This window comes from Cellulomonas sp. P4_H4 (genome assembly GCF_056400865.1).
This window is the reverse complement of record NZ_JBFUKL010000005.1, coordinates 84,443-98,745: the sequence shown is the minus strand read 5'-3', so window position 1 is coordinate 98,745 and position 14,303 is coordinate 84,443. Positions and strand designations below refer to the sequence as shown.

13 protein-coding genes and 1 pseudogene are annotated in these 14,303 nt (G+C 72.3%); 10 read left to right on the top strand and 4 right to left on the bottom strand.

Annotated elements, in window-relative coordinates; genetic code table 11:
* Positions 1-2 precede the first annotated feature (2 nt).
* Together AC1DPN_RS14920 and AC1DPN_RS14915 are read right to left on the bottom strand one after the other, a co-directional pair.
* Complete coding sequence (locus AC1DPN_RS14920) at positions 3-1,421, bottom strand: amidohydrolase family protein (RefSeq protein ID WP_477085553.1); 1,419 nt, start codon at positions 1,419-1,421, stop codon at positions 3-5.
* A 35-nt stretch (positions 1,422-1,456) separates the two neighbouring features.
* Complete coding sequence (locus AC1DPN_RS14915) at positions 1,457-1,909, bottom strand: GatB/YqeY domain-containing protein (RefSeq protein WP_477085552.1); 453 nt, start codon at positions 1,907-1,909, stop codon at positions 1,457-1,459.
* Between the two features lie 119 nt (positions 1,910-2,028).
* Here AC1DPN_RS14915 and AC1DPN_RS14910 point away from each other — a divergent pair, with 119 nt between their 5' ends.
* From AC1DPN_RS14910 to AC1DPN_RS14880, 7 genes and pseudogenes are all read left to right on the top strand, one after another.
* A complete protein-coding gene (locus tag AC1DPN_RS14910) occupies positions 2,029-2,943 on the top strand; it encodes a S1C family serine protease (RefSeq protein WP_477085551.1) in 915 nt (304 codons plus the stop codon).
* A 14-nt stretch (positions 2,944-2,957) separates the two neighbouring features.
* Positions 2,958-4,004, top strand: a complete 1,047-nt coding sequence (locus AC1DPN_RS14905) for an agmatine deiminase family protein (protein WP_477085550.1) — start codon at positions 2,958-2,960, stop codon at positions 4,002-4,004.
* Positions 4,001-5,659 (top strand): annotated as a pseudogene (locus tag AC1DPN_RS14900) (amidase); the annotation flags it as partial. The gene AC1DPN_RS14905 and the pseudogene AC1DPN_RS14900, both read left to right, overlap by 4 nt.
* 384 nt (positions 5,660-6,043) lie before the next feature.
* Positions 6,044-7,237: a DNA polymerase IV gene (gene dinB, locus AC1DPN_RS14895; protein ID WP_477085549.1), complete on the top strand. Its 1,194-nt coding sequence runs from the start codon at positions 6,044-6,046 to the stop codon at positions 7,235-7,237.
* 71 nt (positions 7,238-7,308) lie between these two features.
* Positions 7,309-7,734, top strand: coding sequence for a transferase (locus AC1DPN_RS14890; RefSeq protein ID WP_477085548.1), 426 nt, complete (start codon positions 7,309-7,311; stop codon positions 7,732-7,734).
* A gap of 84 nt (positions 7,735-7,818) precedes the next feature.
* The gene (locus AC1DPN_RS14885; protein WP_477085547.1) at positions 7,819-8,232 is read left to right on the top strand and encodes an SRPBCC domain-containing protein; all 414 of its coding nucleotides are present in this window, start codon (positions 7,819-7,821) and stop codon (positions 8,230-8,232) included.
* Between the two features lie 28 nt (positions 8,233-8,260).
* Complete coding sequence (locus AC1DPN_RS14880) at positions 8,261-9,700, top strand: outer membrane protein assembly factor BamB family protein (RefSeq protein ID WP_477085546.1); 1,440 nt, start codon at positions 8,261-8,263, stop codon at positions 9,698-9,700.
* Here AC1DPN_RS14880 and AC1DPN_RS14875 read toward each other — a convergent pair.
* Together AC1DPN_RS14875 and AC1DPN_RS14870 are read right to left on the bottom strand one after the other, a co-directional pair.
* Positions 9,686-11,197 carry a hypothetical protein gene (locus AC1DPN_RS14875; RefSeq protein ID WP_477085545.1) on the bottom strand — a complete coding sequence of 504 codons (1,512 nt, stop codon included), beginning with the start codon at positions 11,195-11,197 and terminating at the stop codon, positions 9,686-9,688. The genes AC1DPN_RS14880 and AC1DPN_RS14875 overlap by 15 nt on opposite strands.
* Positions 11,198-11,262: 65 nt before the next feature.
* The gene (locus AC1DPN_RS14870; protein ID WP_477085544.1) at positions 11,263-12,747 is read right to left on the bottom strand and encodes an MFS transporter; all 1,485 of its coding nucleotides are present in this window, start codon (positions 12,745-12,747) and stop codon (positions 11,263-11,265) included.
* A gap of 133 nt (positions 12,748-12,880) precedes the next feature.
* Here AC1DPN_RS14870 and AC1DPN_RS14865 point away from each other — a divergent pair, with 133 nt between their 5' ends.
* From AC1DPN_RS14865 to AC1DPN_RS14855, 3 genes are all read left to right on the top strand, one after another.
* Positions 12,881-13,501, top strand: coding sequence for a TetR/AcrR family transcriptional regulator (locus AC1DPN_RS14865; protein ID WP_477085543.1), 621 nt, complete (start codon positions 12,881-12,883; stop codon positions 13,499-13,501).
* Positions 13,502-13,520: 19 nt separating this feature from the next.
* Positions 13,521-13,898 (top strand): hypothetical protein, encoded by a 378-nt coding sequence (locus AC1DPN_RS14860; RefSeq protein ID WP_477085542.1) that lies wholly within the window; start codon positions 13,521-13,523, stop codon positions 13,896-13,898.
* A 95-nt stretch (positions 13,899-13,993) separates the two neighbouring features.
* Positions 13,994-14,302 carry a DUF5808 domain-containing protein gene (locus tag AC1DPN_RS14855; protein WP_477085541.1) on the top strand — a complete coding sequence of 103 codons (309 nt, stop codon included), beginning with the start codon at positions 13,994-13,996 and terminating at the stop codon, positions 14,300-14,302.
* Position 14,303 lies beyond the last annotated feature (1 nt).

Here is a 14,303-nt window from a genome sequence, read left to right as displayed (position 1 = left end):
CGTCACTCTAGGTGCGCCTCGAGGTCGGTCAGCGGGAGCGGATGCCCCCAGCGCTCGGCGGCGGCGGTCATGCGCGACCGGAGCTCGCCCGACGAGCGGGCGGCCAGCGGCGACGTCGACCGACCCTCCTCGCTGACCAGGACCCCGCCGACGAACACCTGCTTGAGGTTGCGCAGCCCGCACGCGAGGACGTAGGTGGCGAGCACGTCCCAGACCGGGCCCGTGTCCGGTGCACGGTGGTCGACGACGACGAAGTCGGCCATCTTCCCGACCTCGAGCGACCCGACCCGGTCGGCCACCCCGAGGACCTCGGCGGACCCGAGCGTGTGCAGCCGCAGCACGTCGGCGGGCATCATCACGGAGGCGTCGGTGTACATCGCACGCGTCGTGTAGAGCCCGATCCGCATGTTGCCCCAGGGGTCGGAGATGTCCGTGCACGACTGGTCGTCGAGCCCCATCCCGACGCGGATCCCCGCGTTCTGGAACCGCACCACGTCGGCGAAGCCGGACCCCAGCCGCCCGTTCGACGTCGCCTGCCAGACCACACCGCAGCCCGTCGCCGCCGCCGTCTCGATCATCGCGTCCGTCGGGTGCACGAAGTGACCGAACAGGAAGGACGGCCCGAACGCCCCTGCCGCCTCGTACCAGGCGAACTTCTCGCGCTGCGTGTCGATGCCTTCGGCCGTCTCGACGAAGTGCGCCTGGTTGCTGATCCCGTGCTCGCGCATCATGGCGACCTCGAGCTCGGCCGACCGCGACGCCGACGCCCACTGCACCGCCCCCATCACCGAGGCACCGAGGTGCTGGGCGGCGGGCGTGCGCAACGACGACTCGGCCACCATGTCGCCGAACACGCCGACGACCTCGTCCTCGGGGCCGGCCTCGTCGTTCAGCCGAATCGCGTTCATGACGCGCAACCCCGCGTCGGCGGCGCCGTCGATCTGCCTCGTCGCGAACTCCACCGGCGCCACGCGCCCGAGCACCGGCGAGGCGGTCACCGGGTCGTACCGCCAGGTCACGCGCGGGTGCATGAAGTTGTACGCGCTGGTCACACCGTTGGCCAGGAAGTCGAGCGCCCCGTGCAGGGTGGACCAGTAGACGTCGTCCGGCTCGCACTTGTCGAGCACCTCGACCATCGACATGACCCACGGGTAGAGCGTCGAGCCGGGCGAGATCCCGCGCATGCCCGAGGTGAACAGGTGCGAGTGCGCAGACACGAAACCGGGCGCCACGATCGCGCCGCCCACGTCCAGCAGCCGCAGCCCGCCGCCGTCCGTCTGGGCGACGAGCGCAGGGTCCGGCTTGCCCTGGCCGATCGCCGCGATGCGTCCGTCGTCGCCGACGAGGAACCAGCCGGCGAACCAGGACGGGCCCGCGTCGGCCACCGGGATGATCAGGGCGTTGTGCACGAGGGTCCGCATGGGGCTCATCGTGCACAACGCATGTGACGCGCGAGTTACCCCGCGAGTGCGGCCCGGACCAGCGTCGACAGCTTCTTCCCGTCGGCCGCTCCGCCGGCACGCGTGCCGGCCTCCTTCATCACGGCGCCCATGTCCTTGAGGGAGGACGCCCCGAGGTCGGCGACGACGGCCGTCACGAGGGCGGCCAGGTCGTCGTCGGACAGGCGCGCGGGCAGGTAGGTCTCGATGAGGTCGGCCTCGAGCGTCTCCGTCGCGGCCCGCTCGGCGGCGCCCGCGTCGGTGTAGATCTGCGCGCTCTCGCGGCGCTTCTTGACCTCCTTGTTCAGGACGCGCAGCACGTCGTCCTCGGTCAGTTCCTTCTCCACGGGGCCGGCCTTGGCCTCGGCCCGCACGGCACCGATCGCCTGCCGGATGATGCCGACCCGCACGGAGTCGCGCGCCTTCATGGACGTCGTGAGGTCGGCGGTGAGCTGGTCGAGGGTGGTCATGGGTCCATCGTGCCGCGAATCGCGGCCCGCGCCCTACCGCTCACCCCGCGGCTCGGCCGACTGCTACGCCTGCAGTGAACCCGCGGCATACCCGAGGGCCGGGCGTCGCTGTAGTGGCCATGACCGAGGATCCCCTCGACGCCTACTCGCGCACGGTCGTCGCCGTCGCCGAGTCCGTGCTGCCCAGCGTCGCCAGCCTGAGCGTCCGGACGGCGCGCGGTGGCGGCGCGGGCAGCGCCAGCGTGATCACGAGCGACGGGTACCTGCTGACCAGTGCGCACGTCGTCGCGGGGGCGGACGTCGCCGACGCGTCGTTCGCCGACGGCACGGCGGTCCGCGCGGACGTCGTCGGCCGCGACCCTCTGTCCGACCTCGCCGTCCTGCACGCGCGCGGCGACGTGCCGGCGCCCGTTCCCTTCGGCGACGCCGCCGGTCTGCGCGTCGGGCAGCTGGTCATCGCGCTCGGCAACCCCCTGGGCCTGGCCGGGAGCGTCACGGCCGGCATCGTGTCCGCGCTCGGGCGGTCGCTGCCCACCGCGTCGGGACGCGTGATCGACGAGGTGGTCCAGACGGACGCCGCGCTCAACCCGGGCAACAGCGGCGGGGTGCTGGCCGACAGCGCGGGTCGGATGGTGGGCGTCAACACCGCCGTCGCGGGGATCGGCGTCGGGCTGGCCGTGCCGATCAACGCCACGACGCGCGAGATCATCACGACCCTCATGACCCGGGGCCGGGTGCGCCGCGCCTGGCTCGGCATCGCGGGCACCCAGGCGCCCCTCCCGCCGCACCTCGCCGAACGCCTCGGCTCGCCGACCGGTCTGATGGTCGCGGGCGTCTCGCCCGGCTCCCCGGCCGCGCTGGCGGGTCTGCGCCGCGGCGACATGGTGGTCGAGCTGGACGGCAGCCGGGTGGTCACCACGACCGGCGTGCAGAAGCTCATGGTCGAGGACGCGATCGACCGACGCATCGAGATCACCGTCTGGCGCAACGGCGCCCTGGTCGACGTGCTCGTCTACCCGCGCGAGCTGTCGTAGGAGAAGGTGTGCGCATGACCCACGTCGACGCGCGCCTGCGGACCCGGCTGATGCCGGCCGAGACCGAACCGCAGGACCGCGTGTGGATGTCGTTCCCGGTACCCGAGCACGACGAGTTCGACGGCACGCCGGGCGAGCGCGACGGGGCCCGCCGGGCCTGGTCGGCGGTCGCCAACGCGGCGGTCGAGTTCGAACCCGTGACCGTCGTGGTCGATCCGTCCGAGGAGGACAACGCGCGTGCGCTCCTCACGGACGGGATCGACCTCGTCGTCGCGCCCCTGGACGACGCGTGGCTGCGCGACAACGGCCCGACGTTCGTGCACGACGCCGACGGCACGCTCGCCGCGGTCAGCTGGGTGTTCAACGGGTGGGGCCAGCAGCAGTCCGCCGAGCGCGACGACCTGGTCGCCGCACGAGTGGCCGAGGTGGCCGGGGTGCCCGTCGTGACCTCGCCGCTGGTCAACGAGGGCGGCGGGATCGTCACGGACGGTCGCGGCACCGTGGTCGTCACCGAGACCGTCCAGCTGGACCCGCTGCGCAACCCGGGTCTGACCAGGGTGGACGTCGAGCGCGAGCTGGCGCGCACGATCGGCGCCACCAACGTGATCTGGCTGGCACGTGGGCTGACCCGCGACGCCCAGCGGTTCGGCACGCGCGGCCACGCCGACCTGCTCGTCGCCTTCCCCTCGCCGGGGGTCGCCCTCGTCCACACGCAGGAGGACCCGGCCCATCCGGACCACGCGATCAGCCGCGAGATCGCCGCGACGATGCGCGCGAGCACCACCGCCGACGGGGAGGCGTGGACGATCGTCGAGATGCCCGCGCCGGCGACCCTGACCGACGAGGCCGGCTGGGTCGACTGGTCCTACATCAACCACGCCCCGGTCAACGGAGGCGTCATCGCGTGCGCGTTCGACGACACGCACGACGAGCGGGCCGCGGACATCCTCGCCTCGGTCTATCCGGGCCGACGGATCGTCCCCGTCGACGCGCGCCCGATCTTCGCCCGAGGCGGCGGCATCCACTGCATCACCCAGCAGCAGCCGTCGGCCCGCGCGTGAGCCCGTTCCAGCTGGTCGAGGCCACGATCGCCGAGCTCGGCGAGGCCCTCGCGACGGGAGTCGTCACGAGCGTCGACCTGGTCGCGGCGTACCTGAACCGCATCGCCCACTACGACCGCCACGGGATCCGGCTGAACTCGGTCCCGGTCCTCAACCCTGAGGCGCTCACCGAGGCGGCCGCCTCCGACCGCCGGCGTGCCACGGGCGCGTCGCTGGGCCCGCTCGACGGCATCCCGTACACCGCCAAGGACAGCTACAGCGTCCGGGGCCTGACCATCGCGAGCGGCTCCCCCGCGTTCGAGCACCTGGTCGCCTCGGAGGACGCTTTCGTCATCGCGCAGCTGCGGCGCGCGGGCGCGATCTGCCTGGGGCTGACCAACATGCCCCCGATGGCATGCGGCGGGATGCAACGCGGGGTCTACGGCCGCGCCGAGAGCCCGTACAACGCCGACTTCCTGACCTCGGCCTACGCCTCCGGGTCGTCCAACGGGTCGGGGACCTCGACCGCCGCCTCGTTCGCCGCCTTCGGGCTCGGGGAAGAGACGTGGTCCTCGGGACGCGCACCCGCGTCCAGCAACGGCCTCGTCGCCTACACCCCGTCGCGCGGCGTGATCTCGATCCGCGGCAGCTGGCCGCTGTACGTGACGATGGACGTGGTGGTGCCGCACACGCGGACCACGGCCGACCTGCTCGCCGTCCTCGACGCCGTCGTCGACGACGACCCGCAGGCGCGCGGCGACTTCTGGCGGGTGCAGGACGCGGTGGAGCTGCCCCGGGCGAGCGAGGTGCGGCCCCGGTCCTACGCCGGCCTGGCCGACCCCGGCGCCCTGCGCGGCACGCGGATCGGTGTGCCACGGATGTACATCAACGCCGACCCGGAGGGCTCCGAGCCCGTGCGGACGAGGGCCTCGATCATCGCCCTCTGGGAGGACAGCCGGGCGGAGCTCGTCGCCCTCGGCGCGGAGGTGGTCGACGTCGACCTGCCGGCCGTCTCGAACTACGAGGAGGACCGTCCCGGCGCGCTCAGCATGGTGACACGGGGGCTCGTGCCCGCCGACTCGGTCGAGCTGGAGATGTGGTCGCTCGTCATCTGGTCGTGGCACGACTTCCTCGACCAGAACGGCGACCCGGCACTGCGCCGGCTCGTCGACGCCGAGGGACCGAAGGTCTTCCCGTACCCGCCCGGCACCCTGCCCGACCGGTACCCGGACGACGCCGACATGGCCGAGCTGGTCGCGGCCGCCCGCGACCGCGGCGTCCCGCCGCTCGACGAGCTCGGCAGCCTGCCGGCCCTCCTGCGAGGCCTGGAGGCGACACGCCGGCTCGACCTCGAGGACTGGCTCGACGCACAGGGCCTGGACGCCCTGGTCTTCCCGACGGCCGCCGACGTCGCCCCGCACGACGCCGACTACGGTCGGACCGCCAACGACATCGCGTGGCGCAACGGCGTGCGCTACTCGAACGGCAACCTGGCTGTCCGGCACCTGGGCATCCCCACGGTCACCGTGCCGATGGGACTGATGGCCGACACGAGGATGCCGGTGGGCCTGACGTTCGCCGGCCGCGCGTACGACGACAGCCGGCTCCTGTCGTTCGCGTACGCCTTCGAGCAGTCGGGCAGCCGCCGACCCGTCCCGCCGCGGACCCCACCACTGCCGGGTGACGAGTTCCCGACGAGGACGCGAGGGTCCCTGCGCGCCGACGGTCCCACTGTCACGCTCGACGTCGACGTCTCCGAGCAACGTGCCGACGGCCTGGTCGAGCTCACCATGAGCGGCGTGACGGACGCCGACGACGTCTCGGTCTGGGTCAACGGCGTCGCCGTACCGCTGGAGCTCGGGCCTGGTACGTGGTCCGCACGGACGCTCGTGCCGTCGCACACGCACGCCGCACTGCACAGCCCGTGGCGCGGCCCCTACGGCTCGCTCGTGGTCGTGACGGCCCGCGACGCCGACGGTGCGACGAGAGGCGCGGTCGCCGCGGCGGGTGGGATCGCCTGATCGGGTGACGATGTCAGACGTCGGGTCGAACATGTGTTCGTGCCCGAGCGACGTTCGACCATCCTGCACGCCGACCTCGACGCGTTCTACGCGTCGGTCGAGCAGCGCGACGACCCCCGCCTGCGCGGAAGACCCGTCGCGGTCGGCGGTGGCGTGGTGCTGGCGGCGTCCTACGAGGCCAAGCGCCGCGGCGTGCGGACCGCCATGGGCGGCCGTCAGGCGCGCGCTCTGTGCCCCAACCTGATCATCGTCCGGCCGCGCTTCGACGCCTACGTCGAGGCCAGCAAGGCCGTGTTCGAGCTGTTCCGCCGGACCACGCCCGAGGTGCAGGGCGTGTCGATCGACGAGGCGTTCCTGGACGTCGGCGGCCTGCACCGGATCGACGTGCCGCCTCTGCAGATCGGGGCGCGCCTGCGGGAGTGGGTGCGCGACGAGGTCGGCCTGCCCATCACGGTCGGGGTGGCCAGGACGCCGTTCCTGGCCAAGGTCGCCAGCAGGGTCGCCAAGCCCGACGGACTGCTGCTGGTGCCGCCCGACGCCGAGGACGCCTTCCTGTATCCGCTCCCGCTGGAGCAGCTCTGGGGCGTCGGTGAGGTGACCGCCACCAAGCTGCACACCTACGGGCTGCAGACGGCCGGCGACGTCGCCGCGCTCCCCCAGTCCGTGCTCGTGGGCACGCTCGGACCCGCCGCGGGGCGGCACCTGTACGCCGTGGTGCACGGGTTGACGCCGGCCAAGGTCATCACCGGCCGTCCGCGGGGTTCGATCGGTGCGCAGCGCGCGATCGGGCACGGTCCGCACGACGAGGCCTTCGTGCGCGCCGCCCTCCTCGGGCTCGTCGACCGCGTCTGCCGCCGCATGCGCCGCGGTCAGCGCACCGCTCGGACGGTCGTGCTGCGTCTGCGGTTCGAGGACTACACCAAGGCGACCCGCTCGCGCTCGATGCCCCAGGCCACGTCGTCGGGCGAGGACATCTCGACGGCGGCGCTGCACCTGCTGGACCTCGCCGCTCCGCTGATCCGGACCCGCGGGATCACGCTCGTCGGCATCGCGCTGACCGGGCTCGAGTCGGACGAGTTCTACCAGATGGTCCTCCCCCTGGACGGCCCGGACCACAGCGGCCTCGACGCGGCGCTGGACGGTGTCTCGGCCCGTTTCGGCTCGTCCGCCGTGAGGCGCGGGAGCCTCCTGCGCAGCGGCGAGGGGTTCGCGGCGCCGCAGCTCGGGGAGTGATTGCCCCAAGGAATCGTCAGCCCCGGCGGGCTGTTATGTCATACGAGAACGATTCCGAGGAAGAGGTGGCAATGTCGACGAGGAAGGGCCGAGTCGAGTTCGAGGACGACAACGGCACGATGGTCCGGTACGACCGGCACGCGAACGGCGGCGGGCTCGTCTCGCCCAACGCAAGCGCGAGCGCGGACGCCGAGATCGCCCGGACGGCGTACGTCGAGGCCGGCGCGACCGTCGGCAGCCGGACGAGGATCGGTGCCTGGAGCTGGATCGACCGTGAGGTGACGGTCGGCGCGGACGTGGTGGTCGGGACGCACGTGCACGTCGGGCGCGGTTCCCGCGTCGGTGACCGGGCACGGATCGGCAGCCGCGCGCGGATCGGCGCAGGCGTGCTGGTCGAGGGCGGTGCGCGGATCGAGGAGGACACGGTCGTCGACGACGGCGCCGTCGTCCCCGGCAGGGGACGCGGCCGCCGCGCCGACCAGGGTCTCGCCGCCTAGTCCCACCGTTCGGCCCTCGTCAGGGCGACCCCGCTGCGGGATCATGGGCCTCAGCAGGGACTCTCACCGACGAGAGGCGGCTCGATGGACGAGCTGGTCAGCCGCGTGTTCGAGTGCAGCACGCCCGCGAGCGCCGCGCGCGTGTGGACGGCGCTCACCGACGCCGAGCAGACACCCGCGTACCTGTACGGCTTCGCGTTGGTCTCGACGTGGGCGGCCGAGGCCCCGCTCGACGCGACGCACCCCCTCGGCCACACGCTGCACGGGCAGGTGCTGTGCTCCCGGCCCGGCGAGCGGCTCTCGTACGTCCTGGCGGGTTCCACGGGCGGTCCGCCGGTGTACGTCACCTGGCTCCTCGCTCCCGCTGCACCGGACGGCACGGACAGCACCGGCTGCACTGTTCGCCTCGAGGTCGACGAGCTGGACGGCGCCGACGACGCAGAGAGCACGTGGGAACCCGTGCTCTCCAGACTGCAGGACCTCCTCGCCCGGGCATGACCGGTGCGAGCGTGGTTATGGTCCGAGAATGGCGCGCGCCGGGGCGGGCAAGCAGCAGGTCGACCTGCAGGACGCCGACGAGGTCGGTGCGACAGCGCCACGTCCTCGGCGTCGGCTGCGCTGGTGGTGGGCGCTCGTCCCCCTGGTTCTGGTCGCGACGCTCGTCGGCGTCCAGTCCGTCGCGGACGAGCGCTATCGCGCGGCCCAGGACCGGCTCGGTGGCCTGCCCGGGGTCGTGCGGCCGGTCTCGCCGACGATCGGCGTGCGTTGGGCACCCGAGGACGGATCAGGCGGGCGCTTCTTCACGGGTGCCCAGGTGGGCTCTGCGGTCGTCGCGGTCGAGCACGTTCAGGACGGTTCCCACCGGCTCGTCGCGCTCGATGAGCTGACCGGCGCGCGACGCTGGTCGATCCCCGTGCTCGACGCGAACCCGGGCCGTCGTCCGACCCTCCGCGGCGTCCCGCTCGGAGGGTGCCAAGGTGTTCGAGGGGCCGCCGAGCGTGACACGGCGCACGACGCCGGCGACACCGCGATCTGTCTGGTCAGCGACGGATACGTCGAGTACGGGACGGAACCACCTGCTCTCCGGCCCCCCACCGAGAGCCGCATCATCGTGATCCTCGCGAGCACGGGTCGCGTCGTCGCGACCCGTCCGGCGCCGGGCGCGACGTCGTTCGTGGTGCTCCCCGACCTCGTCGTGACGGCGTCTGCGACCGGCGACGGCGGGCTCCAGGTCGTCGCGACCGACCCGCTCACGGGCGCGGTGCGCTGGCGGCACGCCCGGCCGCCGGCGCCCGTGACGTCGCACGGTGCCGTGTTCGCCGCGGGCGAGGAGGTCGGCATCTGGATGCCGCCCGGCATGGTCACCCTGCTGGACCGCGACGGCGCGGTGCTCCGCTCGGACGTCGACGCACGGACCGGCTACGCGGTCGACCCGAGCACAGGCGAGGTCACCGTCTCCACCAACACCTCCGGGAGCGCGGTGTCGTCCGACCTGCACGCCCCGGTCGACGTGACGTACCCCGGACTGCGGGTCGCGATCGGCGTCGACGACGGCAGCGTGCCCAGGCTCGTGCTGACGTACGGGCAGGTCGTGGAGTCGTTCGACCGGGACACCGGTGAGCACCGGTGGACGCTCGACCGACGCAGCTACGGGAAGGCCCTGGTCGTCCTCGGACGCATCTACCTGATGACGTCGAGCGGGGTGGTCGCGGTCGACGGGTCGAGCGGCGAGATCCTCTGGCAGTCCTCCGTGCCGACCGGAGCGATCCTGCGGAACCTGTTCACCGACGGCCGCCATGTCCTGGCGTCGATCCGGCACGACCGCACCACCGAGCTCGTGGCGTTCGAGCTGGACGACGGGGCGAAGGCCTGGCACACGACGTTGCCGGACGGCATCGACTCGGTGTCGCCGATCGGGCACCTGCTGATCGGCTTCGACAGCGGAGCACCCTCAGTGCTGGGCTGAGGCCGGTTCGTCGAGAGACTGACGCCGTGCGAGCGCCCGGCAGCCTGTGGCGCCGACGAGGACCACGCCCACCCCGACGGCCGGGCCCAGCACCGGCCACGGGAGCGCCGCGGCGCAGACTGCGGCGACCACCCCGGTGGCGATCACCACGGCCGCCTGGACGCCCCGCCGCTGCAGGACGACGACGGCGATCGCGCCTCCGAGCGCGAGCACCACCAGCCCGAGGACCAGACCGCCGGGGAGGAGCGCGCCGAAGATCCACTTCGATCCGATCGTCTGACCGTCCACGACTCCGAGACGCAGATTCAGCATCGCGGCGATCCCCGACGCGACCAGCGCGACCGGGGCGAGGATCGCGGCAGCAACCGTGCGCCGGCGCCGCGGACCGCGAGGACGAACCAGGCCGGCGACGACGAGCGTCAGCAGCACGGCCGGCGCGGCCAGGATCGCGCCCCACGAGACGGGATAGTCGATCGTGGTGGGCTCGCCGGGGAGCGGGACGACAGCGGGCGCGTGGTCCTGGAAGCTCAGGCCGGTCCGCGTCCACGTGCCGTGCTCGTCGCGCACGGCGAGACCGTCGCCCCCGTTCGCGGCGTAGACCCGGTAGCCCGTCGCCGTCGGCACGAGCGCGACGCCGAACGTCTCGATCGGCCCGACCGGCGGCTCGTACCGGTCGGCGAGCTCGCGTACCTGGTCGTCGGGCACCCCCCAGTCCGACGTCCAGGTCCCGCCGGCATCGTCGCTGCGCTCGACCCCGAGGCCGTGCCGAACCGCTCGGTAGCACTCGTGCGGCGCCTCGGGCGCGCAGACCTCGTCGGTCCCCCGGGCCCTCTCGTACGCGCGGTCGATCGAGAGCTTGGTGGCGGCGCCGTCGCCGTAGTGGTGGACGACGTCCCACGCCGACCCGTCACTCGAGACGTACCAGGCAGCGGGCGGCTGGTCCTGCCAGCCGTCACCGACGATGAGCTGGTCGTGGACGACGGCGATCTGCGTCGCGCCGCGCTGCTCCTCGCCGACGCTCGTCGCGGCGGTCGCGAGCACCGCCACCGGGAGCACGACGAGCCACGGCGCACGCGCCCAGATGCCAGCCCACGCGCCCCGGGCGGCGAGCCATGCGAGGACCAGCGCGGGCACGGCGAGCAGGTCGGTCGGGTCCGCCAGGACGACGCTCGGTCCGGCGAGGGCCGTGAGGACCGCCGACGCGGAGGCGGCGCCCAGGGCGGTCGTCTTGACGACGACGAACACCGAGGCGACGACCGCCATGACCGCCCGATCGCTCGGGCGTCTCACGCCCCATCCCCGCGCGAGAACCGCGAGCACGACCGCGACCAGCGGCGGCGTCACGACGAGCCACGCGACGTCGGACAGCTTTCCGGTCCACCACGTGCCGAGACGCGCTTTGAGCACATGGTCGTTGACGAGCAGGACGACGAGCGCCACGCAGGTGATCCAGTGCGTCAGCCAGGGCAGCGGCACCGTCTGTCGCGGCTCACGCACAGATACCTCCGAGGGGTCGATGTCAGGACATCGACCCCTCGGAGGCAGGACTTGACCGTCTGGCCTCAGTGCGCCAGGACGGGCTCCTCCTCGGAGGCGACGGGCGCGGCGTCGGCGAGCCTGGCCGCGCGGTCCGCACGCGTGCGGAACAGCGAGGCGCTCAGGATCAAGCCCAGCGCGAAGATGCCGGCGGCCCAGGTGTAGGTCACCGAGAACGAGTGGATCGCACCGGCGGCGACGACCTCCGGACCGGCGGGCTGGTTGTCCGCGATGTACGCGGTCGCCGCGGTGGCAGCGATCGTGTTGAGGACGGCCGTGCCGATGGCGCCACCGACCTGCTGGCTCGTCGAGACCATCGCCGAGGCGGCACCGGCCGACGAGCGCGGGACGCCGAGCGTGGCGGCCTGGAACGACGGCGGCATGATCGAGCCCATCCCGATGCCCATCGCGAGCAGGCCGATCAGCACGTGCCCGTAGCCGCTGGTCGCGGTGAGCTGCGACAGCCACAGCATCGCGCCGGTGCCCATCGCCATGCCGAACGGCACGATGATCTTGGGACCGAACCGCGGGACCAGGAGGTTCGTCTGCAGCTGGGCGGTGATGACGATCGCCACGACCATCGGCAGGAACGCGAAGCCGGTCTGGATAGGCGAGTAGCCCTTGGTCAGCTGCAGGTAGTAGGTGAGGAAGAGGAACACACCGAACATGCCCGAGCCGGCGACGAGGATCGAGAGGAACGAGGCGCCGCGGTCGCGGTCCTGCACGATCGACAGCGGCAGCAGCGGGAACTGGGCGGTGCGCTGACGGATCACGAAGCCGACGAGCAGGATCACGCTGACGGCCAGGGAGCCCCAGACGACCGGCGAGTCCCAGCCCTTGGGCTCGGCCTGCGAGAACCCGAACACCAGCAGGAAGAGGCCACCCGAGGCGAGCAGGATGCCCGACAGGTCCAGGTGGTTGTGGTGCCGGACGACCGTCTTGGACAGCAGCATGCTGCCGGCGACGAACGCGAAGGCCGCGATGAAGACGTTCACGTAGAGGTTCCAGCGCCAGTTGAAGTTCTCGGTGAGGAAGCCGCCGAGGATCAGGCCGATGGCGCCGCCCATGCCGGCGATCGCGCCGAACACGCCGAAGGCACGGGCGCGCTCCTTGGGCTCCGTGAAGGTCGTCGTCAGGACGGACAGGGCCGCCGGAGCGAGGACCGCCGCGAAGGCGCCCTGAAGCGCACGGGCCGCGACGAGGAGCTCGAAGCTCTGGGCCGCTCCGCCGAGCGCCGAGGCGATCGCGAAGCCGACGAGGCCGATGAGGAACATGCGGCGGCGACCGAACATGTCGGCCAGCCGTCCGCCGAGCAGCAGGAGGCTGCCGAAGGCGAGCGCGTACGCGGTGACGATCCACTGACGGTCGTTGTCGCTGAAGCCGAGGTCGGCCTGGGCCGACGGCATCGCGATGTTCACGATGGTCGCGTCGAGGACGACCATGAGCTGGGCGAGCGCGACGGTGGCGAGGACCCACCAGCGGTGCTTGGTCTCTACTACAGGGATGGACATGGCTCTGCTCCGGGGGACGGCGTGGTCGGTAGAACGAGACTAATACGAAACTGGCGAGTTTCGGAACCCCCGAGTATCGTTACATCTGTCATATGTTGACCGCCGACGACGAACGACGACGAGAAGGAGCCCCGTGGACACGACAGTGGCGCGCCGACCCGGCCGCCGCCGCGACGGCTCCAAGAACGACGCGATCCTCCTGGCCGCGCGCGAGCTGCTGGCCGAGCGCGGGTTCGACGGCATGACCATGGACGCGGTCGCCGACCGCGCCGGCGCCGGCAAGGCGACCGTCTACCGCCGCTGGCCGTCCAAGGTGCAGCTCACGGTGGACGCGGTCGTGTGCGGCGGTGGCGTCCCCATGTCGGCCGACGAGATCGAGGACACGGGCTCCCTGCGCGGCGACATGCTGTCGGTGCGCTTCGGCCGGCCCGCCACCAACGACGCGGAGCTCATGTCGGGCCTCATGTCCGCGGTGCGGGAGAACCCCGAGGTCGCGAAGGTCTTCCACGAGCAGTTCGTCGCGTCACGCGTCCGGCTGATGCGCGAGCTGTTGGAGCGTGCCGAGGGACGTGGCGAGCTGCGTGACGGCATCGACCTCGACATGGTGGCCGCCGTGGCGCCCGCGATGATCTCCTACCGCAAGATGGTGGCAGGGCTGAAGATCGACGACGAGTTCATCGTCCGCATGATCGACGACGTGATCCTGCCGCTGGCACTGGCCCGTCAGGAAGCACCCACGCCCCCCTCGTCGTGAGGGTCGACCTCATCGCCTCGTGCTGGCCGGCGCGGCGCTCCTGCTCCTGACGGGCTGCACGCAGGACGACACCCCGGACGTCCCGACGGACGGCACGCTCACCGTGGCCGACCTGCCGGAGGGCAGCTGGACCGGTCCGTACGAGGGCTGGACCGACGCGCCGATCGACAGCCGGCCGCCGCGGTGCACGGCCCTCGCGCAGCTCTGGTCCCCTTCGTTGTCGCCGGAGAAGAAGGGCACCGCCGCGTTCGCCGACGGTGACACCGTGCGTCAGGACGGCACGTCGGTGGTCTGTCTCCTCGTCTCCTGCCCGACCGCCGACCCTCCGGAGGTCACCGCAGACGGTCTCCTCGACCGCGCGGAAGAGGCGTCCGCGAACCTCCAGCCCGTGCAGTGATGCCCGCCTCGGGGTGGTTCCCCCGGCGAGCGTCCTGGGGCACGCTGGGCGGGGAGACGGATCACGTCCACCGCAGCTGACCAGGGAGCCGAGAGATGACCACGCCGGACGAACACCGCAAGCGCTCGCAGGACTTCAACCGCCTGCTCAAGCTCATCTCGTTCGCACTCCTGGTGACGGCTGTGGTCAAGGAGCTGCGCACCCCTCAGGAGCTGAGGACGTGGAACGGGAAGCTCATCGGCTTCGTCCCGTACGACCTGCGCTGGCCCACGCTCGCGAGGGTCAAGGAGCGGATGTGGAACCCGGACAGCACGCACCTGATCAACCCGCGGGTGTTCGGCGTCGGCTGGACCCTCAACCTCGGTCGCGTGGTGGGTCTGATCAAGGCGCGCGTCGCGTCCTGAC